Genomic DNA, 23,591 nt, shown 5'->3' with positions numbered 1-23,591 from the left:
ATATTATACTATTTAGACAAATATAAATTATCTCTAATTGATAGTGCAATGTTTAAGATGGGCAACGCCTACACAGGCTTTTTTATGTCTCAAAACTACACCTCATACAATGTTAATTGACGACAACAAGAGAAAACTAAATATTTTATTACAAACCATCACTAAATTCTTTGAGTAACTATTAATTTTTCTTGAGAGTAAAATCTATAGCTGACAAATACATTTAATTACAGAGAAAATAATATTCGTCTTTGATTAATAAGTATTTGGCAATTTGGCAGCTAGTGATTAGAGTATTCTGATATATTGCAGAAATTACCAAGATGTTTTTACTTTTTATACAGAAGACGGGCGTTAGCCCGTCTTTTTTGTCGCTAATTATTTGGCATTTTGACATGGCATTATAATTAAGCTGTGATATATTAGCTAGAATGCAAATGATTGAAACATTAAGAATAAGCTCAACTAGCATTCTTTTTGTTCATATTATTTGTTCGTCTTACAACCTATTAGGTTTTATTTGTGCTGTTTTTTGCAGAGTCCAAGGTGTATTGCCACTTTCAAGCTATTTAGACGGGATAAATTATCCCGTCTTTTATTTTGTTTACTAGTTAGAAAAATTGCTTTCATGCAAGTTTTTGATATAAAAATATTTTGAGTTATTTTACTATCTTTAATATCTAAATTAATCTGCCATAGCTTCTAACATTTGGTAGATTAATTTTCTATTTGAGGTATTTAATGATACTAGAAAATATCCTATCAGGTTTGAGGATATTTGCACACATCCTATAGGAAGATGCCCTATGAATATAATAATGAGTAAATTAATTCGGGATGTTGTTATGCACTGGATTTATATAGAGGTTTGGCTCACCGCCAAACCTTTTTTTATATCTCCAGAACTTACGCAAAAATCGCCAAAAAATTTAATTTATCAGGCGCTTCTCTCGTCTGATATGCTGTAGTACTAATTTAATGTGAAGTTGCACCCCCTAAATCCCCCTTAAAAAGGGGGGAATTCAAAGTCCCTCTTTTTAAGGGGGGCTAGGGGGGATCCAATTCTATGCAGCTTCAGAAAGAATTGGTATAAGCTCTATAATGTTTGTCTGCAAGCAAAATTAAAAACTAAAAGTACTCCGCAGAATGCCGATGGTAACTGAGTCACTATCTGGTGTATTACCAGGCTGCAAGAGATGAATTATTCCTGGTGTAATGCTAATATTATCTGTTAGCTGGAAACGATAAAATGCTTCAATTTGAGTGGTAGTGCCTGGTTGTCCACCTGCACGTCCTAAACCAGTATTAATAAAATCAGGGACATTATTCCCCACAGGTAGGTTGCTACTAGTAATTTTAGGAGGTTGACCGACATAAATTCCCCCCAAATTTCCTTTAGCAAATAAATCAGGGAAATTCATAAACACCATATAATTCGTCGTTTCTACATTTCCCGATTGCCCAGGAATGTAAGATTTAGTATAACCACCCCACGCACCTGCGCTAATGCGGGATGAAATTTGCCAAGTGACAGTTGCACCCACAGCATTAGTTTGCAAAGGTGCTGATTTTCCGGTAGTAGTATTAACTGTAGTTAAGCATTCATCACCAACAAAGGTTAGCAAACAACCATCCGAAGAATAATTGTTGACGTAATACAAACTTAAATCTAGAGTGTCAGTTGGTGTTAACAGCAATTGCACACCTGTAGTAGTGGTTCCATCAAATAAACCGCTACTGTTACCGGGATTTCCTGGTTGATAACTAGTATAAATTGCCTGTAAACTAGCGCGTTTAGCAAATTGCCAATCAATAGCTATACCGCCGTGACCGTATCCCATATTTAAAATTGGGTTTCTTTGGGCAAAAAAAGACAGAGGCCCTGTTGCAGCACTTTCTACCCGATTGGGGCCTCGGAAAGCAGCAGGCATACTTACGCCTTCTGTCCCCACCATTACCGCTAATTTATCCGTCACCAGCCAATGAAAATTGAGGTCACTTACAATCAAGCTATCTGTAGGAAATTCGTAGCCAAGAAAAACATCATTCCGGGAAACACTATTGGTAAATCTAGGTGAAGTTTTTCCGTTACCGTCTAAAAGACCTGTAAACAAGTAACTACTAGGAGTGATTTGACTGGTCAAATATAGTTGCGCCAGGGATATAACATTAATGTTTGTCCCTGCATCATCTGTATCTTTTTGTCCATCTCTAGGATTGACATCACCACGATTGCTAGTCCGTCCTTGAATACCAACTATTAGTAGTCCATTGAGTTTGGTTGTTGTTGAGAATTGGTTAGCTTCAAGTTCGCCAGTTCTGGCTTCTAAACTATCGACACGACCCCGCAAAGTTGCTAATTCGGGAGCAAATTCTGATTGTAATTTTTGTAATGTTGCTAAATCTTCGCGGGTAACTAAATCGCTGGTGGCTGTAGCGATTAATTCATTAACTCTATCTAAACAAGCATTCACACCGGCAGCGAATTCATACCGAGTTAAAGCGCGATTACCGCGATAGCTACTATCTGGATATCCTGCTATACAACCATAGCGTTCCACCAAAGACTGTAATGCTTGGAATGACCAATCATTGGGTTGTACGTCTTTGAGTTGAGAAACCGATGTAACTTGCGCCATCGGATTTATGGGGGAAAGGGGAGGAGAATTTAAATCTATACTCTCCTGCGCCTGAATAGTTTCTATATTGATGTACTCTTGTGCTGATGCTTTTTGGGCAACTCCATTTACTCCCGCAATTAGTAACCATGCGAGCATCCAGGTTTTGCGATGACTGCGGCTAATAAGTATACCTTTCAACTTTTTACACTCTGCTCACATACTTAAGTGAAGAGTGTATGCGCTATTGTCTAGTGTTCACATGGGAAAATTTACGGATTTTGTCCAAAATTAGACTTAATCTTTCTGGGCAACTTCTGAAAGGACGAGTATAACAGGGTATTGGGTATTGGAGACTAGGTACTGGGAACTAGGAAAGAGTTTTCTCAACGAAGAGGTAGGGGGAAAGGGCAGGGGGAAATGACCCCAACCGAGAGCCGTGAAGTAGAGCGGAACATGGGTCTGAATCGCCCTTTCTGAATTGTCCCCCCTGCTCCCTTCCCCCTTGCCTCTTGCCTCTTTTTCAATCCCCAATCCCCAGTATCCAATCCCCAATCTATGGCAAATCGTCCACGCAAGCTGACACCAAAAGCCTCTAAACAAAATAAACCTCATACAGGTGTGATGAAACGCATCGCTAAAAAACCCCAGAAAAAGCTCAAAGAGGGAAGGTGGTTGTCGTCAACGCTAGCGATGCCTACGGTGGCAAGCTACGCAATTTTGTTGACTAGTGCTAGTCTAATTATGGCTTTCGCCTGGATTAGCGTTCTCTTTATCTACAATCCTGACCAGGTAAGCTGGCTAAATAAAATTTTACCTGTATGGGCACAAATTCCCCTTGGGAACCACGAACGCCCCAAAACTCTCAAACAAATTCAACTCGATTTGAGTCAGAAAAACCAAATATTTGGCGAAACTCTGCCTTTACGTCAAGATGCGAAAGACTCTTTTTTACTGCCAGTTTGGCAACAGCGTGCTAATTGTCAATCTGATTGTAAAAAACTTGTGGAACTTAGGGTTTACGAGCTATCACAAGAGTTAGAGTTTAAATCTCAGTCCGAAAATTACTACTATTTAGCTACTCAATTACCTATAACTGGGCCAGAAGAATCCTCTGTGATTTCACCCTCACTTGATGAGACATCAGAACCCCAAGATATCAGTGTTCCCCTACCTTTAACTAAAGTGCAACGCTTTGACACTGGGACACCATCACCAGGAGTTTGGTTTAATTTGCAGGGTCAACGCCAACAAGGAACTGGTGCTTATGGTCAAGTTGTATACTACAATCCACAACGCACCAATTTACTACAAATGTTGTCTTGGACAAGTCCCAACGGACAATTACCCAGATGGCAGCAGGTAACTGGTGATGGTACAAAAGAGTTAGTTGTTGATCAAACTATAGGCTTAGAACCGCACTTACAGGTTTACCAAGTCAAGCCTGTGAAGTTATTTCTCAAACCAATTGAATTAGAGGCGATTACTCTCAAATCAGGAGCCCTCAAAGATTCTGCATACCAAAATGCCCTGTCAATTGCCCGTAGTGGACTATGGACACCAGCTTTTGAATGGTTGAAATTCATCAAGAAACAGCGCAAAGGAGTTTTTCCAGGGGTGGCACAAGCGCAAATGGATTTGATTCGCTTGCATTCCCAACTTACTAAAACCCAAGCCGAGAAAAAATGGGCAAGTCCTAGTCAAGAAGTGCTAGCAGACTTGATTGATGGTCGTTGGGGGAAAGCATTACAGGTGTTTGAAGCGTCGCCACATAATACCCCAGAAATTACGACTCTACTCAAAGCCGATAAAAAACGGTTGTGGAATCGCACTGCCGCAGCGTTGCGGGTGAACCCAAATAGACTAGACGTGCAAGCTTGGTTCGCTTTGATTTTGGCTGTTCAGCAGGGAGAAGAACACGCTAATTCCTGGTTAAAGACGCAACCAAAAATTACAAAAGATAATCTTGCCTATATTCAAGGTCTGTTAGCAAGACTCAATAGTGAGGGTGCAAAGTCGCAAATATCCTCTACTCACCCTAGTCAGATTGTTGGTACAGTGCAACCAATTAGTCAAGTTACAAGCAGCGAGTGGCTGCAACCAAATTCCTCAGCAGACTTGAAACTCACTGATAATCAAGTTTGGTATCAGGTAGAGGTGAGTGCATTTAATGACGGTAAAAGCTGGCTAAATTCCCCTTTTGAGAATTTGAACCCATCCAAAACTTCCGCCGCTAAATTTTTCTGGAAAACTTTGGGAATCATTTCTGACCCGGAAATCCAGATTATAGTCTGGTTGCCAAATGGAGAACAAAAAATTACTATAGCCGCTATCAAAGCAGTGCAACTACAGGGTAAAGTTTTGCGCCTATTGGCTGCGGGCCCAAAAATTCCAGAGAATCAAAACGATGTTCTCCAACCCAAACCTCTAGCTTTGACAAATGCAGCACTGGAATGGGTACAACCATCTCCCATCACTCTAAAAGAACTGCATCAACAAAATCCCCAAGGGGTGAAGGTAATATTATCGAGTGTGTGGCAATCTTTACAGCAATCTGGCGAAGTCGCAACTGGTGCTATTCCTACTTTTGAGCAGATGCAGGAAAAGTTGGGTGATTGGCCCGTTCAAGTGATTGAGTTAACAAATAATGCTCAACCAGAAATAATACTGACTATCTCAGTAGCAGCAATAGCATCCTTGAATCAGTCTTCACCTGAAATTCAGGCGGAAAACATAGAAGAACACCGCGACCGGACTATAATTTTGTCTGATAGCAATCAAGTCATTTACAGTGATTTTACCAGAAATGACTTACAAAGACTCTCTGCGATCGCCAAGCTTTCAGACGTGCAATCTTTAGCTTTATTAGTTGAAAATGCTCATAACTACAGTCTGAGGCGCTGGTCAGAGAAAAATCAGCGCTTTGAATAGCACGCCCCCCTAATCAAATTTAAATTAAAGAGGCACTGGCGATGGCTATCTCCAAAATTGACTTATTCTTTTTGGTTAGTTTCGGCTAGACGTTGGTTCTTCAGGTTTTCCAACTGCTGCAACAGAGAGTCTACTTCTGCTTGTAAATGCATCAATTTAGCTTGCTGATCGTCTTGATAATAAGACTTGGTTAGCTTACTTACCCAGTTAGCCTGGGACTCGCGATCGGAAACACTAGATAAACAAGTAGGCATCGCTAATTAAATCCACAATTTAACTCACACCATTAGAAATATTATAATAATGCTCTTTTAAGCTTTATTAAAATATTGTATATTTTTCATCAATTACTCTAATGGGGTTTGGGTTCAATCATAAGAGACGGTGAGCATCATGGCTGTGTTCCAAACAGAACAGCGCCCTTAAGTGTGCAAAGCTTCCGCCCACTTGACGGTACTTAGCAATACTTAAAATTGATAGCCTGTCAATTATGGTTGTATGAATTATTATCGCCCTTTTTGGGGAATTTACGCACGAATTATATGTAGACTATATCAAGAATTCTGCTAGATTATGAAAATTGAGGACTGATACAGCAGAGATTCCCCCAATCTCCTTAAAAATATACCTTTTTAATATCCACTCTTTTTGACAGTAGTCTTGGGCAAGGACTCGTCCAAGGCTACTGCCAAGGAGAGACAGCACATTGCCTATTTAACTGGTATTCTAAATAAAAATGGCAAGTGAAACACCTGCACCACAAAAAATAATATTCTATAAGTAATATTCTTTTGGAATTAAAGGGCTGGGACAGGGCAAAGAAAAATTCACTTTCTTCCTCTTCCGCTTCCATCTGCCACTTTCTCTAAATATCGAATCCTTAACATTAAGAAATTTTAAATCCTGTGACTTTGAGCCTGTCTGTTGCTAAATCTCATCGCCAACCTTGGCCCGGACTGATAGAAGCCTATCGCCAATACTTGCCTGTCAGTGAAACAACGCCGGTCGTCACTCTTTTGGAGGGCAACACACCTCTAATACCAGTGCCAGCGATCGCAGAACGTATTGGCAGACAAGTACGGGTTTTTGTAAAATATGATGGTCTGAATCCTACCGGCAGCTTCAAAGACCGGGGGATGACTATGGCAATTTCCAAGGCCAAGGAAGCAGGAGCAAAAGCAGTAATTTGTGCCAGCACGGGTAACACCTCAGCCGCCGCCGCCGCTTATGCAAGGCGTGGAGGTATGAATGCCTTTGTATTAATTCCCGACGGTTATGTAGCGCTGGGCAAGTTAGCCCAAGCATTACTGTATGGTGCAGAAGTATTGGCAATTAAAGGGAATTTTGACCAAGCGCTAGAAATTGTCCGCGAAATGGCCGCAAGCTATCCGGTAACTTTGGTAAATTCCGTCAATCCCTACCGCCTAGAAGGACAAAAAACTGGAGCCTTTGAAATCGTCGATGCGCTGGGTGATGCCCCAGACTGGCTGTGTATCCCTGTTGGCAATGCGGGAAATATCACAGCATATTGGATGGGCTTTTGTCAATATCATCAAGATGGTAAGTGCGATCGCTTACCCCGAATGATGGGATTCCAAGCCGCAGGTGCAGCCCCATTAGTACACGGTCAGCCCGTGGCGCATCCCGAAACCCTAGCGACAGCAATTCGCATTGGCAACCCTGCTAGCTGGGAATTAGCGATCGCAGCCCAAACTGCAAGTCAGGGAAATTTCCATGCCGTTACCGATGCAGAAATTCTCGATGCTTATCGACTTTTAGCATCATCAGAAGGTATCTTCTGCGAACCTGCTAGCGCCGCTTCTGTAGCCGGATTATTGCAGGTAAAAGACCAAATTCCTACAGGGGCGACAGTGGTTTGTGTCCTCACAGGCAATGGTCTAAAAGACCCAGATACAGCCATTAAACACAATCACAGTCAATTTAAACAGGGGATTGCAGCAGAATTGGGCGCAGTCGCCGAGGCAATGGGATTTTAAGCAGCTTGGAAATACCAGCGATTGTAATATCTAATTGAAAAATTGGTAGGCAAAGCCCACCGGAGGTATCGCAGGCAATATTTTTTAGTATGGCGAGTGTCAAAATAATCCCAAATTGCCAAATGATTGCGATAGATGAATTCACACTAAGCAAGATGCAGCAAGGCAATCCCCAATCAAAAATCAAGAATCTAAAATCCAAAATGGTATAATCCTAAAGGATTTTTAATCAGCTGGTTGATCATTTTAATAATCACCAACAAACAAAAGGATACAAGCCCCTAAATAAATTTAGGGGGATTATTAATTTTGAATTTTGAATTTGGAGCGAAGCGACGTGACTCATTCTACTGATATTGCTACCTTAGCGCGATGGATGTCAGCTGACTTTAGTAATCAAGAACAAGCTTTTGAAAATCCGCCTTTTTATGCCCACATTCGTGTATGTATCCGTCCCCTTCCCTTGGAATTGTTCTCAGGGGTAAGTTTGTTTCTCGAACAAGCTTATGATTTTATGCTCAATCAACCCTACCGGATGCGGGTAATGAACTTGATTCCGGCAGAAAACCACATTGCTATTGAACACTACACCGTTAAAGAAGAACAAAAGTTTTACGGTGCATCTCGTGAACCCGAACGCCTCAAAGAGTTGTCTGTTGACCAACTGGAAAAAATGTCAGGCTGCAACATGATTGTAGAGTGGACAGGTAATAGCTTCAAAGGCAGGGTCGAACCTGGTAAAGGCTGCATTGTGGTTCGTGACGGCAAAAATACTTATTTAGATAACGAATTTGAGATTGACGCTAAAGAATTTTTCAGCCTCGACCGGGGAAGGGATTTAGACACTGATGAGCGACTGTGGGGTTCCATTGCCGGCCCCTTTCACTTTGTCCGATGGGCTAATTTTGCCGATGAAGTCAAAGCTAATTAACGCGCTAGATCCTCAAAGTAAGCCGTTTGTAGGTAGATGTTGATGAACGTCTATTTCACGACATCCCCACTTACACTGTTAATTTCTTGATTGACATTCTTAAAAGTAGTGTCGAATAGGTGGTCTGGAACACGCTCCTAGCAAGGAAGCACGGGTTAAGTGCTAAATTATCACAGAAGTTTGGATTAGCGATCGCTAATCCAGATATAACGAAAAACTGGATGGCGACGCAAGACTAACAGAAACATCCGGTTAACCCACTATCTCTACTTCACAATCTTGTGCTACTATTGTTAAACTGCTCTTATTGCCTCCTCAAGATATCAAATGGTAGGCAAAAAGGCTTTATATTGTCGATGTGGCGGCATAGCCAAGTGGTAAGGCAGAGGTCTGCAAAACCTCCACCCCCAGTTCAAATCTGGGTGCCGCCTTAAGGCTTTCAGCCTTTTAGGATAATCGAAGACAGATAAACTGGGGTAAATGATAGCCAATCTGATAGCCAAAGGGGTAACTTGACTGACTAAGGATATAACTAGACATCCAAGAGATATCTAATGGCATCCCTTAAGTTACCAGTTACTCTGTCCTATGATCTCTATCAGAAGCTCCAATCCCTTGCATCGGCTAATGGTATCTCTATGGCCGCCCAAGTCCGATACCTCATCAGTCAAGCCGATTACCCTCAAGGAACTACAGTTAAGTATTGAGGTAGTCAAGGCAACCCAACTGAGAACCGAGGCAACCCTTGAGCGCATAGACCGCGACTTGACCGCCAACACTGAGCTATTGAAGCGCCTTGTGTCCCATCTGACTAAATAGTAGCAACTATAACTTTTATAAAACCTCTATTTTTAACTAAGCATTCTTTGAGTTTTGTTTGTACCTTTTCCCCTTGTTAGCGCCAAACTAACTAGGGGTATTTTTATGGCCCTTAGTAACCCCCCGGTGCGCCTATGGGTTCCTGGCTAGCGCTAGCGATGATGCTTTATGGTTTCCCATTAGAGTCTTAGGATTCTCATTAGTCTGACAGAGGAGATTTCAGATTTCTAAGGGTATTATCAGCCAGCCTAAAATACCAAATCACCTCAAATAGGGTTAACCCTATGTACCAGTTTATATACAAAATGTGCCAGTTATTACTAGCTATTAACATCTGCGTGGGTTACAATGGGAGTATACTGGGAAAGGAAAAAAACAATGAAACTCCCAGTTTTTACCAGAGTAGTTTTAGGTTTAGATGAATACCTAATCGAGCTAGATAAGGCGGATTTAGAGAAGTTATCGGTTATTCCATCGGTCAAGTCAGCAATGAAGACCTTATACACTCTGCGCGGGTCTAAGTTTGATTTGGGTGCAATATTTATTGATAGCCTACCTTGGGCTGAGGGTGAGGAAATCTTCTTTGATGAGGAGCTATAAATAATGACTAACCAAAGAACTAACCGCAAAGTTAAGTTGCAAGTCTGGCTAACTGAGGAAGAACATGAACTACTACAGCAAGCTGCTACCACAACCGGACAGGGGATGTCTAGCTATGTCCGGTCTACTGTACTCAAGGCAATCAAGGCAGATTTAGGGGTAATAGTGAACCCGCAAGCATAAATACCTATTCCTAAAGACATAGATTAAAATATCTTTAGGATTCCTTAATGTTTCCAGGATTACCCAGAGGCTAGAACCCTGATTCTACTGTTAACTAACCAGCCTTGACATTCTACAAGTAATACAAGCGAATATCTGGAGGGATTAAATGGCTGAAACTAAGAAGATTTTTACAATGCGGTTCTCAGATGACTCAAGAAAACAGTTAAGCGCGATCGCTGACCAGAGAGAGGTTCCCCTAGCACAAGTAGTTAGAGATGCTATCCGGGAATACCTAAAGGCTAATCATGCTGCCTAAACACCAAATAGGGTTAACCAGTAACCAGCTAGCTAACCCTAAAACCAATATTAAGTTCAAACAAATAGGGCTAATGCCCAAGGATTCAAATAATGGATTACTCAAACAAAACCAACTTAAAGGAAGTCGATATGTCTGATTATAACAGCTTTAATGATACTAAGTCAAGCTTTGATGATGAGGATAAGAGCCAGGACAATAGAAAAGCAGCATTAGATTTAGTAAGGATTTATGACATCTTTGCTGTACAAGTAGGTAGCGGGGGTGATTTACTAGTCCCCTAATATTTCCCAGTTACCTCCCCAGTTACCTCCGGTTACCTGGTTACCTCTATTTTTTCTAAAATAGGGTGTACAGATTACAGATTACTATAGGGGTTTTGTTTGCCAAATATGAGGTAACCAGGTAACCCGCAGGCTAGAACCTAAGCTCCATAAAGGTTCTAGTGGTTACCTCCAGAGGTAACTGGAGGTAACTGGGGAGGTAACTGGGAAATATTAGGGGACTAGTAAATCACCCAGCGCTAGCCAGTACCCCCTTAGCCCCTTGGTATCCCTTAGATAACCACTAGGGGCTTAAGTTATCAATGAGCATTACCTTACACAATCATTCGCCGCACCGCTAGCTCTGGCGGTTAAGCTGTCATCAACCACAGCCACATAGTTAGCGCGGTCTAGTCGGCTAGCAAATACTTCCTTAACTTCTGGCTCCATCTGTTGCATTAGATCACTACCGAGTAGATTTAGGAAATCTGATTTAGATAGCCAGATGTTTACACCTCTATTTTGTGCTTTATCTACCAACTGATCGCTATCTGTAAACATTAGGTATGTCCCACGGGAGCCATGATGAAACCAGAACACATTAGCGCCCAATAGCACACCCGCATAATAAACCTTGCATTTAGACCTATCAAAGGGTTCATCATCCCCATCATCATCTAAATCACCTACCGGGGTTTGGATTTGGGCTTGTTCCTGGGGCTGATCTATTCTATTTGTACCTGTTTGAACCGCAACATACAGGGATATAACTAGCACCCCCATAACTCCTATTACCCTAAGATGCTTCTCAATAAAATATATGTATCTGTTTATCATTTAATGTATTCAATATTACTTCCTTAATCTATTCTCATAGGTATTAAGGGTCAAGGCTATGTGTCTTTATTGTTATATTGGAAACACAAGTATCCTTGACTAACCTACAATCCTCAATAGCCTTGCTACTGGGTCAAACAGGAGATAACCAGAGATAATAGGAGATAACTGGCAATCCTTCAGTTCGCTAGTTACCCCATAATAAAACCCCGGTAAGCATAAATACTTATTGGGGTTTGAACTATGACCTTAAATGCTGTTAGTTTAATATTTGGCTGTATTATGTCCCTGTGCGCTTAGAAAGGTTATGCGGGCTTCTAACAGCTTGAATGCAGAAGCGCATAAGGCATTAACTGTAATCCCTTGTTTGGTAGCCTCAGCATTCAATAGAGCTAGGGTTTGAGTAGAAACTTGAATGGTTAAATCAGACATAATATTGACCTCATTTTGTTAATAGAAAAACAGTCATAGAGTTAGCCCCTATGACTTACTGAACGCTTTAGAACTGTCCGAAAAAGGATGAGAGGAGAAAAGCATCATCGCTTGTTATCTGAGACAAATCAGGGACTGACAACGGCTCCTTAGCCTCCTTAACTTCCCTCCGGTAAAGATTAGCATAAGTCTCAAATCTCTCTGGGGTAGAACAAGCAAAGACTATTGCACTCGGATCATCTGAAAAGACTGAATCCAGAATGCTATAAATCCATTGAACATGTTCTAATGGATCATCGCCAATAACCGCCTGCACGGCTGCATAAAGCGCCTCAGCGCTTTCATAACTCTGACCATGCCACAGGAGTCCTTTGTTACCATATCGGGCGGTTGTTGACTCAACTCCGAAGTTTTCCTGAGTTAACAGAAGCGCTCCTAGTCTTAAGTATTCATTGATAGCTTTGTCCCGGCCATAGACCATAAGGTATTTATTAAGATATACCTCAGCCCGGTCATAGGATAGTAAACCATGCTTGATTAGTTTTTGAACAGCATCCTGCAACACATGTAAGGTTTTAAGCGCAGAGATTTTCTTAAATGTATCAGCATCATCAATAGCTTTTTGAGCCGCCTCAGCTTCCTTCTGAGCTTTAGCTGCTTCGGCTGCTATTTCTCGCGCTTGCTGTTTTAGTTGTTCCACATAACTTAGATTTGCCATTTTATTAGTCCTTAGATTATTTGGTCTTCTATTAAGAGATAGTCAAGTACAAAAAACCCTGAAACGCCGAAGGATGTACTTGACTGATTTATATATAAATGGACTAACAAAAATGAAAACCAAAGCATTATCATTTCGGATCGAGGAAGACACATACAACTACTTGGCTGACTTGGCTGATAAGTCAAAACAACCCATGTCAGAAGTAGTTAGAGAAATACTAGAAAATAATCAGATGACAGAGGGGACTAGGAAGGCATACGGCGAATGTTTATCCTATTTGGCATCAGTAGAGGCTGATGATTTCTTAGTTGGTCTTGACGCTCTTGTAGAGGCTATTAAGGAGGTTAAGACCAATGGTTAGAAAAACCACCTGCCCTATCTGCGCTTTAAATACCGAGGCTAGACAAAGCTTTGAATCTAAGGTCAGTCTAGGGCTGCCTGCAACCGCCTTAGTTGATTACCTGATAACTCTGGGGGTTCATGTAACCCCTCAGCAGATTTATAGCCATAAAAAGCATTCAAAGCCCCTGCAACGCACAACAATATCCCAGAGCCGCCCAGTAGACCCCAGGCTAACTACTAATGTCTCAGCCGATGGTTTGACCATAGATGACAGACAAGAGCGGTTGTTATCGATAGCTCTAGAGGCTGTTGATTCTCTGGCTGCACAGTTTAATGCTGACAATAATCTCAGAGTAGCCAGGATGCTTAAGGAAATGGGGGAGTTAGCCAGGGCACTGGTTAGGGATCGAATGGATCGGGAAGCTCTACCAGAACCTAATATCTCGGTCAGTATTAACCTTGGTTCCCTTGAGGAGCAACTAGGTTTACCAGAGAGGGATATGACCGGACAGGATATCAAATACCAAAGAGAGGAATAAAACCAATGATTAATCGCAACCAAGCTATTGAAAAGTTTCAGTTAACCCCCGACCAAATAAACATATTCGATCAGTTGACCCTAGCCCAGAAGAGGAGGCTTATCAAAGTTCTGGAAGGTAAACAAGGGCAACGCAGGGTTATCAAGGCATCATCCAACCCAAGACGCGCTAAAACCAATCAGGCAACCCAAGACACCCGAGGGATTGAAAACCAGTACCAAGACCGCCTGATGTAACCTTTTATCGAAATGTTTCGATGCATCTGATAAATATTTCGATTTAAGCCCAAGACCTACCAGAACAGCCAAAGCCCCCAAGGTATGACCAGTACCAAGGGAGCTATCAATAAATCTTTATCAACAATACTATGACCATTATAGCACATCTTTCTCCTAATGGGGAGAGAAAAGACAGCAGTTATTACCTAGAGTCTTTCGAGGCTAGGCTAGCCTGTGGTAACAGTTGGGAATATAGTCTAACTGAGTATCTGAACACCCAAGGGCTAGACAAGGTTTACCAACCTGACCAATATATGACCCACAGAGCGGTCTATGGAAGTTACAGACCTGACCCGGATAACTGGCGATCGCGGAATCAGTCTAAGCTAGCCCAAGACTTGTACCCAAAGTACCAGCGAGACATCCGAGTTATTCACAAGGGGGCTGGTTACAACTTAGAGGTTAAGTCCAAATCAGGCATATTTGAGAATCATAACATACTGGTAGGCGGTATTGCAACCCGATGGGAGCGCTATCGGTTCCCTGTTCACTTTGTAGTTGCCATCGATCGCAACACAGGGAAAACCAGGGTAACTGAGGCGGATAGGCTAACCAGAGAGACAAGCTGGTTAAGAGTCAAATATAAGGAACTATCCTATGCAGTACCCAGGCATTTATTTAGACCCCTGGACACCTGGTTAGACTTCCTAAAATCCCAGTAACTAATAACAAAACCCCCGGACTATTCCAGGGGTTATTCTAGGGGGTTAACCAGATTATCAGAGTTCTGGCAGGGTTAAGGGTATTGTGTTACCCGCATAATGCTTAAGGATAATCTCTGGGCTGTTCCCTACCAACTTAGCCACTGTGGAAACTGTTAACCCCTCAGCCAGCATTAAGGTAATGAAAGTATGCCGGGTATTGTATGGGCATCTGTAGCGCTCTATTTTACCCTCATCTAATAACCCTTGAATAACCCCATTGTAGTTTTTATTACTTGTTCTGCCCCCTTTCCAGACCTGGGTAGAAAATCTAGTATTGCTGATGATTCCCCCGGTAGGGCTGGTAAATACTGATTGTTCTGAGTTGGGGTTTATGGGTCTAATGGACAGTAATAACTCTCTGACTTGGCTATTACAAGGGAACTTTCTAGCCTTACCTGTTTTGGTACCCTTCCTAATATTTAGCTGGCTATCATAGGACTCTGAGAAAGTGATCTGGGTGCAATCGGAGTTAATATGTTTCCATTGGAGCGCGATCGCTTCCCCTGTTCTACAACCAGTCCAGAACATGAACTTAACAAAGGGTGCATAATGCGCTCTGGTATCCTCAAATGCTTTGATAATGGTATTCATTTCTACCCTACTGAAAGGGTCAATGGCATCTGAATCATGCTTAGGTAGCTTGATGTCTTCTGACATACCAGCAAAAGGGTTATCCTTTGCTAGACCGGAGCCAACCGCCCATTTACAACAGGCAGCTAGGTAAGTCAGTACCCGCTTGGCTGCATTAGGGGTTAGTTGGGTTAGTAGGTAATCTCTGATAGCGATCGCCTGACTCAAGTCTTTAGTAGGTAATGCCTTGATGTGGTTAGTATACTTTCTGGCATAATCTCGCCGATATGTGGTAGAGGCTAGCTGAGGTTTCATATAGGCACAGTATTGCTCCCATAGTCCCATGATGTCTGTCTGGGGTGTATTAGGCTTAACTATGGTTAACTGAGGTTTCCTGTAGCTATCTAGTTTCTCTCTGTAGCGCTCAAGGGTTGGGTCAAGTTGCCCAGTGATTATCTCTTCCTCTATCCAGTTGGCTACTGAATCAACCCGCCGCCGATTAATCTCATTAGTATCCAACCCGGTATTAAGATATCTGTTCTGACCTGCCTGGGTAACTAACCGGGGCAACCGAAGCCTTAGCTTACCTCGGTACTCCTCTACCCCTACATTACCCCTAGCGCTTTTTGCTATGCTCATTTTGGCTATCAATGACCTTTAGTTCCCCTGATGATAGCCAGTTTGATAGCCAAAGTCAAGATAGTTTGGCTGGATTATTGGACATAAGGGCGCTAGGGGTACCCAAGGATGCAAAGCTACCGGTCTGCAAAACCTCCACCCCCAGTTCAAATCTGGGTGCCGCCTTTTAAAATTACTAAGCTTTACAAGCATTCCAGGGACGGGCTTCTACCCGTCCTTTGTTGTTTCTGGGGTAAAAGTGGGGTAATCCTCCAACCCTTACATGCCATTACATACTCTTCCATTTGCTGCCATTCATTGCCGTATTACCCCTCTTTTGTCACTTTCCGAGAATAAAGAATACAATAGTTGAAAGAAAAAACTCTACAAGGTAGGTAGAGCAATGGATGTAGAATTACAAATCCTTAAACATTTACGTCGAGATGCCCACCCGACAGTGGGAGTCATAGATGAATATTGTGAGGAATACAGAAACATATTCAAAGAAGTAAGAAATTATGAGTGCTTCAAATATTTACATTTGGGAATAATCTCAACGCTCAAAAGAAAATCCTTACCAGAGATAGCGAAAGTAGTAAGCATAAACTCAGCCCAATCATTACATCATTTTATTGCCAATTCAGAGTGGTCAGTAGAGAAAGTAAAGAACCAAAGATTAGAGAAAATCACTCTTAGCATTAAATGGAAAAGGAATTACCGTAGTCATAGATGAAACAGGAGATAGGAAAAAAGGTAAAAAGACTGATTACGTAGCCAGACAATATTTAGGAAGTGTGGGGAAAATAGATAATGGGATAGTGTCAGTCAACGCCTATGGAGTTTACGATAACATAACATTGACAGATTATCGGTTTACTGATTTTCAGCATATTGAGAAATGGTGGGAAATTATTTGTTGTGTTTACACCATGATTAGTTTAAACTCTCCAGCGTTTTTATCTTCCCTTCAATCTCATCAGCTTGCACCTGAGATTTCAGAAAACAGTTCAACTGTATTTACTGCACATCAACAGTGGAATCATCAAACCGGATGGAAGAATACTCTCAATAATCTGCGCTTAATTGTCCAACCACTTTTACTCTTTTGGTTGATTTATCCCTGGCTTGATGTTTTCCCAATTCCAATTTCCTGCTTGGATTTAACCAACTCATTAGTGCTATGAATGGATTCAAACCCTTTTATTCCTCTGCATAATTTACTATATTTACTGCTTGTTTATTTCGGAAAGTGACAGAAAAGGGGTATGTCAAAAGTAGTCACAAAATTAGCTACATTTTTGGCATGGACGACCCAATCGATTCGAAGATTCAGCAAGCAAATGAGCGGCTGATTAAGTATTTAGAATATTGTGACAATATTTTGTTAAATTGACAAATAATTAGTGAATGTACAAATAAATATAAGCATTACAGGATTTTGAAGCCCTTTTTTCTTGGGCGTTAAAGGCTTGTTTTCAAAGCCTTCAGAGCTTTTTGGGGTTATTTTGGGTGGTTTAGGTAAAGAACTGGGGTAAAAATGTAAGGTAGAGGTTTATCTTGGACTTTGGACAAAAAAAGGTAATTGAGAATATACCGATGTATCCATAGTCTTGCTAACTTCACCATATATCAATGATTTAGCTGCTTTCTCCCTGCCTTAATCCCCAGTCCCCAACAAATAAATCAACGCTTCTACTAGAACTTGATTTTGTTCATCTGTGCCAACAGTAATGCGTAATTTATCATCTAGCCCAGGCTGCTTGAAGTAACGGATTAAAATTCCCTGTTCTTTCAGTTTTTGATAGAGATATTCCGCGTTTCTTTGTGGAGGCTGTACCAGCAAAAAGTTAGTTTGAGAATCCCAGATATGAAAACCTAATTCTTTCAAGTCTGTTGATAGCTGATTCCGTGATGCTTTAATCTTTGCCACACAAGCATTTTTATAAGCTTGATCGGTAATGGCAGCCGTGCCAATTGCACAAGCGATCGCATCAATGTTATAGCTATCCTTGACTTTAAACAATCCCTGCAACAGTTTAGGATTCGCCACTCCAAATCCCAATCGCAGTCCAGCCAACGAGTAGCCCTTAGAAAGTGTACGAATTATGATGACATTTTCGTATTCCTTTACCAAAGCCAACGCATTCTCTTCGGTAAAATCTATGTATGCTTCGTCAATTACCAAAACTCCAGATAACTGGTTGGCTAATTGGCGCAGTTCGTTAGTTACTACCAGATGCCCCGATGGACTATTCGGCGATGCAATGAATGTGACAGCACCATTGGCAGCAACCAGTTCTTCCAAAGGTAAACTGTAGTCCTCGCTGTAGGAAATTTCAATAATTTCCGCAGCCTGCATTTCTGCTAATGTACGATATAGCACATAAGTTGGCATCGGATAAACTACCTTCTTTCCAGGTTCTGCACAGGCTCGAATTACTACGCTCAACAATTCGTCACTGCCATTGCCTACAATAATCCAATCGCTAGGAACTCCTAAAACTTTACTTGCGGCTTCTCGAAATTCCCCGCCGAAAGGTTCTGGATATCGCCGCAACCACTCCCCCTCAATATTTTGCAGTACAGCTAGTGCCGCAGGGGAAGGAGGATAGGGGTTCTCGTTGCTGTTGAGTTTAATTATCTGTGTACCGCGTTGAGGCTGCTCACCGGGAACATAGCTAGCCATTGCATCAACATTGGAGCGAAAGTAATTAGTCATAGGGCATTGGTTGTGTATCTTAAGCAAATTTCAACCCACAATTTCTGACGATATCGTTTTTTGTCGTTTACATCAAAAAATACGGCTTTAAGACTTACATACTATACAGAGTTATGCTGTGAATAAACGTAAATAACCTGAGTTCGGGATAAGAAATCCTCAAAAGCCTTGAATTATCGTTGTTCGGTCTAAAGCTCTGTTTTCATCTATTGTCAATAAGACATATTGCTGAGATTAGTTTCATTTGTGAACCTTATTGACAAAATGATTCCACTTTTATCCCTGCTTTGACCAATTCCAGTTTTATTCAATCCTGACAGAATAAGCTTTTTAGCTTCTGGCTTAACCCGAACTCAGGTTAAATACGTCATTTCAGGTGTTCATTAATCATTAATTGATGATAAATAGACCCGCGTCGTAGGGCCAATTCATGAATTGCCCTTACGGAGAAAGTATTTGAACGCTTATTTCCCCTCAAAAATGTTTAGATATCGTTAGAAAATAGAACCAGGGGGCAAAGGAGCAAGAAAAGAATAACAATATCCAATGACCAATGACAAATGACAAATGACAAATGACAAATCATCACCGATATATTATTTTTTACAAACCCTATGGCGTTCTCAGCCAATTTACAAAAGATGCTCCCACACATAGCACCCTGAAAGATTATATAGATGTACCTGATGTCTATCCTGTAGGACGCTTAGATTGGGATAGTGAAGGATTACTGCTGTTAACCAATGATGGACAATTGCAACATCGCCTTGCCCATCCGCGTTTTGGTCATAAACGTACTTACTGGGTACAGGTAGAGCGAATTCCAGATGAAGATGCGATCAAAAGGTTGCAAACAGGCGTAGAAATTCAAGATTACCGCACTCAACCAGCACAAGTTAGGCTTTTATCAAAAGAGCCAGAGCTACCTGAACGCACCCCGCCAATTAGATTTCGCAAAAATGTACCGACAGCTTGGCTGGAAATGAGTTTGACAGAGGGAAAAAACCGTCAAGTCCGGCGCATGACTGCGGCTGTTGGGTTTCCGACTTTGCGACTAGTTAGGGTCAGCATAGCCCACCTACGATTAGATAACTTACAATTGGGCCAATGGCGCGACCTCACCACATCTGAACTCCAATTTATTTCTGTTTAGAGACGACAGGAAGAGGGCTAAGGAGCAAAGGGAGATCAGGGAATGAGAAGGAAAAGGGGGCAAGGAAAATAACCATACTCAATTCCCGATTTCCAATCTTTGCGATCGCTATCTTATTAAACACAGCTTAATATACATTGGTTTGATAGGAATACCGGAGTTTCTAAAAAAACTTCTTGCGGGCTTTTGTAGAATATGTGATACTCTACATCTATAAACAAAGCACGGTAGTTCTATCGTTTTACCGTAGTTTAAAAGGACAGGATTCATGCAGCTACTATGGTTCATCCCAACCCACGGCGACGGACGTTACCTTGCAACTGCTACAGGTGGAAGGGCAGTAAGCTTTCCCTATCTGCGGCAGATTGCCCAAGCGGTGGATGACCTTGGTTATACAGGGGCATTGCTGCCCACGGGACGTTCTTGCGAAGATGCTTGGATTGTAGCGTCAACGCTGGTATCGCTGACACGACAGATGCGTTTTTTGGTCGCGATTCGTCCCGGTTTGGTATCGCCTGGAGTAGCGGCGCGGATGGCGGCGACTTTTGATCGTCTCTCTGGAGGACGCTTGCTGATTAATGTTGTGACAGGAGGCGATCCCGTAGAGTTGGCGGGAGATGGCTTGCATTTGGATCACGATCAGCGCTATGAATTAACAGATGAATTTTTGACAGTATGGCGAGCGATCGCTAGTGGAGAACAAGCCAATCTTCAGGGCAATTATCTCAATATTCAAGATGGTAAGCTGCTGTTTCCACCTGTTCAGAAGCCATATCCACCTTTGTGGTTTGGCGGTTCCTCTTCTGTTGCTCAAAAAATTGCTGCCAAGCACGTAGATGTCTATCTAACTTGGGGCGAACCACCGGCGCAAGTAGCCGAGAAGATTTCATTAGTTCGCAGACTTGCAGAAACAGAAGGCCGGACTTTGCGGTTTGGGATTCGTTTACATGTGATTGTGCGCGAAACAGAGAGTGCAGCCTGGGATGCAGCCAATAATTTAATTAAATATGTCGATGACGAAGCGATCGCTAAAGCTCAAAAAGCTTATGCCCGGATGGATTCAGTTGGACAACAACGGATGACTCAATTACACCACGGTAATCGTGAGGCTTTAGAGATTAGTCCGAACCTCTGGGCAGGAGTTGGTTTGGTGCGGGGTGGTGCGGGAACAGCCTTAGTAGGCGATCCTCAAACCGTAGCAGCGAGGATGTTGGAATATGCAGATTTAGGTATTGAGTCCTTTATCCTCTCTGGTTATCCCCACCTAGAAGAAGCTTATCGAGTCGCAGAACTTCTATTTCCCCATTTGCCCTTAGAAAATCTGCCAGCAGTAGAGAAGCAACATGTCTTGAGTCCATTTGGCGAGATTGTGGCAAATGAAGATTTCCCTAAGCAGCACAAAGAGAAAGCCACATCCATATCCTAGTAAAGTTTAGGGTATTGGTTATTCCCCATTCCCCATTCTCATTTCATACATAGGAGTTTAATTGAATGACAAATATTTTAGCGATCGCAGGTAGCCCAACTCATCCATCTAGAACTTATGGTTTGGTCGAATACAGCGCCAAGCTTTTACAACAAGAAGGCTTGCATGTAGACATTATTTCAGTTCGGGATTTACCTGCTGAAGATTTAGTTTTTGGACGATACGATAGCCCTGCTTTAGAACAGCCAAAAGCCTTATTAGCAAAGGCTGATGGTGTAATTATAGCCACCCCAATATACAAAGCTGCTTACACAGGAGTGCTGAAAACATTTCTAGATTTGCTCCCACAAAAATCATTGACAGGTAAACCCGTATTACCAATTGCCCTTGGTGGAACGATCGCTCATTTATTGGCAATTGAATATGCTCTGAAACCTGTATTATCTGAATTAGGAGCGCGGCATATCTTAGCTACTGTTTATGCAGTAGACAAACAAATTCAACGACAAGCTGATAACAGTGTCGTCTTAGATGAAGAAATTGACCAAAGGCTCAAAGATGTCCTCAAAGAATTTGTTAAAGCTGTAGCTTATGATGCCGCCGCGCCTCAAGAATTGGTTCATGCCAATTAAATAATCAAGTTTATACCTCCGTTTGTTTGTAGCGGATGGGTAATTTCTCCCCATCTGCTACCTTTTTTAAAAGTTAATCAAATTGCATAAAATTCTATATAAAATAACAACCGGACTGTCTCACCACTTTGCTTCTAAGTTTAAAAAATAATTTTTACAACTAATTTAGGATTGCTATAGATATCAAAATTGTCTCCTAACTCTACCCGTAGTAGATTAGTTAATTTAACTATCTACTACTTTTTCTTTTGAGATTTTAAAATTGCCATCAGGATATAAGAAAGTTTGCCAATAATATAGGTTAGATAAGAGGTTGTTTGAAAAGTATTTCGCTGTGACTTTAGACACTTTTAGATCCCCTCTAACCACCCTTAAAAAAGGGGGAACCGGAGTAAAAGTCCCCCTTTTTAAGGGGGACTTAGGGGGATCTAGAATGTTTTGTTACCAGGAAGAGGACTTTTCAAACATCCTCTAAGCTTGACTTTATTCAAAATTAAGAACTCGCTTCCTTTATCCGGCAAAACCCTAGCTTTTTGGCAAATACTTTTTCCATATCACAGATCATTGATGAAGTTAAAAAACTAAAACTACTGTCCTACAAAGGTTTCAGCTTAAGCGATCGCGTTGTGAAAAAAATGGATTGTAATATTAAACTGTTCGGGAACAGGAGAATTATTTAAGGAGGTAAGCTTCCATTTTCCTTCTAAAGCTGCCGCATAGCTAGGGCTTTGAAGCGCCAAACTCAAACTAAACACAACCAAGGCAAAAACGATCGCCTTTTTGATGTACTTAAATATATTCATGGTTTCATTCCACCTGAAATTCTAGTTTTAGAATGGATTACCTAATCTTTCGGTTCCGCTTTATTGCATCAATGAGAAAAAAGCAAACTTAACCATTAAGTAGAGTGCGAAGAACTTATGTATTTAGATCAACTTAATGGTTAAGGAAAATTAAAGTAATTTTCTATAAATATAGCGTTTATCGGTCTAGTGAAGTACAGTAACAACAGTGGGTAAACCAATTATAAATATCATTTAAAGAGACTTTGTTAAAAGCAGTTTCAATCGCCTTTGCTAAATCTTGATAACTTCTAGCACCAATAGAACGTAGTATGTTCTTAACTTTTGACCAACAATTTTCAATTGGTGAAAAATCAGGAGAATATGGTGGTAAATAAATCAATTTAGCTCCAGCAGCCTCAATTAATTCTACAATGTCTCCACCTTTATGAATTGAGCAATTATCCATGATAATATAATCACCTTCCTCAAGTTTCGGAACTAATTTTTGAGAAATATAAGCCTCAAATGTCAGACCATCAGTTGCACCCAAAATGCTGTATTGGCTAATCACGCCCTTAAGACCAATTGCACCAATTACGGAGACATTTTTACTACGTTTTTGAGGTCGAGAACTGTGCGCTCTTTTGCCTTTTTGGGCGCGAGCAGAGTGTCTTATCAAAGATATATTAGCTCCTGCTTCGTCAAGGAAGATAAGCTTCTCAGTCGGTATTCCCTGAATTTGTAGCCAGAACTGTATTCTTAATAATTGAACTCTTTCAGTCTCTTTTTCGGAGGCATATAATGTTTTTTTTTAAGCTGATTTCCATTTTTTGTAACATTCTATCTACTGTAGAAATACCAATCGTGATTCCTGTTTTTTCTTGAAGTTGCTCACGAATTTCTTTCAATGTGGCATCATTTTTAGCTTCCACTATTTCAAAAAGAACATTAAGTTGTTGTTCGTTTAGCTTTGGTGGAGTTTGTTTCGTCCTAATTTTAGGCGCGATATTTCCTGTTTCTCTATATTGTTTAAGTAATTTCTCAATAAAACCTAAAGTTACACAAAATCTTTTTGCTAACTGACGTTGTGATATTCCACCTGTCTGATATGTATCAAGTATTTTTCGACGTAAGTCGAGGGAATATGCTTTCATTTTTACCCTGAAGAGGATGCACGGCTTTATTTGATTCAGTG

At 41.3% G+C, this 23,591-nt stretch carries 24 protein-coding genes, 1 tRNA gene and 1 pseudogene; 17 read left to right on the top strand and 9 right to left on the bottom strand.

Translation table 11 applies throughout. From position 1 onward, the window contains the following. Positions 1 to 1,121: 1,121 nt before the first annotated feature. On the bottom strand, positions 1,122 to 2,777 hold the full coding sequence (locus tag GNF10_RS12335) for an iron uptake porin (RefSeq protein WP_185586237.1): 1,656 nt from the start codon (positions 2,775 to 2,777) through the stop codon (positions 1,122 to 1,124). Positions 2,778 to 3,176: 399 nt separating this feature from the next. Here GNF10_RS12335 and GNF10_RS12330 point away from each other — a divergent pair, with 399 nt between their 5' ends. Further along, positions 3,177 to 5,549: a hypothetical protein gene (locus GNF10_RS12330; protein WP_185586238.1), complete on the top strand. Its 2,373-nt coding sequence runs from the start codon at positions 3,177 to 3,179 to the stop codon at positions 5,547 to 5,549. A 62-nt stretch (positions 5,550 to 5,611) separates the two neighbouring features. Here the strand turns inward: GNF10_RS12330 and GNF10_RS12325 are convergent, their stop codons facing one another. Then, positions 5,612 to 5,803, bottom strand: a complete 192-nt coding sequence (locus tag GNF10_RS12325) for a hypothetical protein (RefSeq protein ID WP_114082085.1) — start codon at positions 5,801 to 5,803, stop codon at positions 5,612 to 5,614. Between the two features lie 651 nt (positions 5,804 to 6,454). Here GNF10_RS12325 and thrC point away from each other — a divergent pair. From thrC to GNF10_RS12285, 8 genes are all read left to right on the top strand, one after another. After that, complete coding sequence (thrC, locus tag GNF10_RS12320) at positions 6,455 to 7,546, top strand: threonine synthase (RefSeq protein ID WP_185586239.1); 1,092 nt, start codon at positions 6,455 to 6,457, stop codon at positions 7,544 to 7,546. 337 nt (positions 7,547 to 7,883) lie between these two features. Continuing rightward, complete coding sequence (locus GNF10_RS12315) at positions 7,884 to 8,477, top strand: chromophore lyase CpcT/CpeT (protein ID WP_185586240.1); 594 nt, start codon at positions 7,884 to 7,886, stop codon at positions 8,475 to 8,477. A 360-nt stretch (positions 8,478 to 8,837) separates the two neighbouring features. Then, a tRNA-Cys gene (locus GNF10_RS12310) sits at positions 8,838 to 8,908 on the top strand. Between the two features lie 196 nt (positions 8,909 to 9,104). Continuing rightward, positions 9,105 to 9,296 (top strand): hypothetical protein, encoded by a 192-nt coding sequence (locus GNF10_RS12305; RefSeq protein ID WP_185586241.1) that lies wholly within the window; start codon positions 9,105 to 9,107, stop codon positions 9,294 to 9,296. A gap of 378 nt (positions 9,297 to 9,674) precedes the next feature. Next, positions 9,675 to 9,896 carry a hypothetical protein gene (locus tag GNF10_RS12300; RefSeq protein WP_185586242.1) on the top strand — a complete coding sequence of 74 codons (222 nt, stop codon included), beginning with the start codon at positions 9,675 to 9,677 and terminating at the stop codon, positions 9,894 to 9,896. 3 nt (positions 9,897 to 9,899) lie between these two features. Then, the gene (locus tag GNF10_RS12295; RefSeq protein ID WP_185586243.1) at positions 9,900 to 10,079 is read left to right on the top strand and encodes a DUF1778 domain-containing protein; all 180 of its coding nucleotides are present in this window, start codon (positions 9,900 to 9,902) and stop codon (positions 10,077 to 10,079) included. A 148-nt stretch (positions 10,080 to 10,227) separates the two neighbouring features. Beyond that, the gene (locus tag GNF10_RS12290; protein ID WP_185586244.1) at positions 10,228 to 10,377 is read left to right on the top strand and encodes a hypothetical protein; all 150 of its coding nucleotides are present in this window, start codon (positions 10,228 to 10,230) and stop codon (positions 10,375 to 10,377) included. 92 nt (positions 10,378 to 10,469) lie between these two features. Beyond that, positions 10,470 to 10,661, top strand: coding sequence for a hypothetical protein (locus GNF10_RS12285; protein WP_185586245.1), 192 nt, complete (start codon positions 10,470 to 10,472; stop codon positions 10,659 to 10,661). 309 nt (positions 10,662 to 10,970) lie between these two features. On the opposite strand, the gene GNF10_RS12280 is transcribed toward GNF10_RS12285, so the two are convergent. The 3 genes from GNF10_RS12280 to GNF10_RS12270 all read right to left on the bottom strand — a co-directional run bounded on the left by GNF10_RS12280 (position 10,971) and on the right by GNF10_RS12270 (position 12,627). Next, positions 10,971 to 11,417, bottom strand: coding sequence for a hypothetical protein (locus tag GNF10_RS12280; protein WP_185586246.1), 447 nt, complete (start codon positions 11,415 to 11,417; stop codon positions 10,971 to 10,973). Between the two features lie 324 nt (positions 11,418 to 11,741). Then, a complete protein-coding gene (locus GNF10_RS12275; RefSeq protein WP_185586247.1) occupies positions 11,742 to 11,909 on the bottom strand; it encodes a hypothetical protein in 168 nt (55 codons plus the stop codon). A 67-nt stretch (positions 11,910 to 11,976) separates the two neighbouring features. After that, the gene (locus tag GNF10_RS12270) at positions 11,977 to 12,627 is read right to left on the bottom strand and encodes a hypothetical protein (protein WP_185586248.1); all 651 of its coding nucleotides are present in this window, start codon (positions 12,625 to 12,627) and stop codon (positions 11,977 to 11,979) included. A gap of 112 nt (positions 12,628 to 12,739) precedes the next feature. Between GNF10_RS12270 and GNF10_RS12265 the strand changes: the two genes are divergently transcribed. From GNF10_RS12265 to GNF10_RS12250, 4 genes are all read left to right on the top strand, one after another. Continuing rightward, positions 12,740 to 12,991, top strand: coding sequence for a hypothetical protein (locus GNF10_RS12265; protein ID WP_185586249.1), 252 nt, complete (start codon positions 12,740 to 12,742; stop codon positions 12,989 to 12,991). Further along, on the top strand, positions 12,984 to 13,511 hold the full coding sequence (locus tag GNF10_RS12260) for a hypothetical protein (protein WP_185586250.1): 528 nt from the start codon (positions 12,984 to 12,986) through the stop codon (positions 13,509 to 13,511). The genes GNF10_RS12265 and GNF10_RS12260 overlap by 8 nt, the downstream gene beginning before the upstream one ends. 5 nt (positions 13,512 to 13,516) lie before the next feature. Next, the gene (locus GNF10_RS12255; protein WP_185586251.1) at positions 13,517 to 13,747 is read left to right on the top strand and encodes a hypothetical protein; all 231 of its coding nucleotides are present in this window, start codon (positions 13,517 to 13,519) and stop codon (positions 13,745 to 13,747) included. A 131-nt stretch (positions 13,748 to 13,878) separates the two neighbouring features. After that, positions 13,879 to 14,451, top strand: a complete 573-nt coding sequence (locus GNF10_RS12250) for a hypothetical protein (protein WP_185586252.1) — start codon at positions 13,879 to 13,881, stop codon at positions 14,449 to 14,451. A gap of 57 nt (positions 14,452 to 14,508) precedes the next feature. Here GNF10_RS12250 and xerC read toward each other — a convergent pair whose 3' ends face one another. Further along, a complete protein-coding gene (gene xerC / locus GNF10_RS12245) occupies positions 14,509 to 15,702 on the bottom strand; it encodes a tyrosine recombinase XerC (protein WP_185586253.1) in 1,194 nt (397 codons plus the stop codon). Positions 15,703 to 16,084: 382 nt separating this feature from the next. Between xerC and GNF10_RS12240 the strand changes: the two are divergent. Next, positions 16,085 to 16,897, top strand: a pseudogene (locus tag GNF10_RS12240) (transposase). A gap of 441 nt (positions 16,898 to 17,338) precedes the next feature. On the opposite strand, the gene hisC reads toward GNF10_RS12240, so the two are convergent. After that, positions 17,339 to 18,400: a histidinol-phosphate transaminase gene (hisC, locus tag GNF10_RS12235; RefSeq protein ID WP_185586254.1), complete on the bottom strand. Its 1,062-nt coding sequence runs from the start codon at positions 18,398 to 18,400 to the stop codon at positions 17,339 to 17,341. 574 nt (positions 18,401 to 18,974) lie between these two features. On the opposite strand from hisC, the gene GNF10_RS12230 reads away from it, so the two are divergent. The 3 genes from GNF10_RS12230 to ssuE all read left to right on the top strand — a co-directional run bounded on the left by GNF10_RS12230 (position 18,975) and on the right by ssuE (position 21,611). Then, entirely contained in the window at positions 18,975 to 19,553 is a 579-nt protein-coding gene (locus GNF10_RS12230) for an rRNA large subunit pseudouridine synthase E (RefSeq protein WP_185586255.1), read from the top strand. Between the two features lie 268 nt (positions 19,554 to 19,821). Further along, positions 19,822 to 20,979 carry an FMNH2-dependent alkanesulfonate monooxygenase gene (gene ssuD / locus GNF10_RS12225; protein ID WP_185586256.1) on the top strand — a complete coding sequence of 386 codons (1,158 nt, stop codon included), beginning with the start codon at positions 19,822 to 19,824 and terminating at the stop codon, positions 20,977 to 20,979. Between the two features lie 65 nt (positions 20,980 to 21,044). Then, entirely contained in the window at positions 21,045 to 21,611 is a 567-nt protein-coding gene (gene ssuE, locus GNF10_RS12220) for an NADPH-dependent FMN reductase (RefSeq protein WP_185586257.1), read from the top strand. 611 nt (positions 21,612 to 22,222) lie between these two features. Here ssuE and GNF10_RS12215 read toward each other — a convergent pair. Further along, positions 22,223 to 22,414: a hypothetical protein gene (locus GNF10_RS12215; protein WP_185586258.1), complete on the bottom strand. Its 192-nt coding sequence runs from the start codon at positions 22,412 to 22,414 to the stop codon at positions 22,223 to 22,225. Between the two features lie 178 nt (positions 22,415 to 22,592). After that, positions 22,593 to 23,550 (bottom strand): IS630 family transposase gene (locus tag GNF10_RS12210; protein ID WP_221643592.1). Its coding sequence is split into 2 segments (ribosomal slippage): positions 22,593 to 23,208 and positions 23,207 to 23,550, totalling 960 coding nucleotides; the frame shifts between segments, so codons are not numbered across the junction. Positions 23,551 to 23,591: the final 41 nt, after the last annotated feature.

The organism is Nostoc sp. UCD121 (assembly GCF_014222285.1).
In the GTDB taxonomy this organism is placed as follows: domain Bacteria; phylum Cyanobacteriota; class Cyanobacteriia; order Cyanobacteriales; family Nostocaceae; genus Nostoc.
This window is presented reverse-complemented; position numbering and strand designations above follow the sequence as displayed.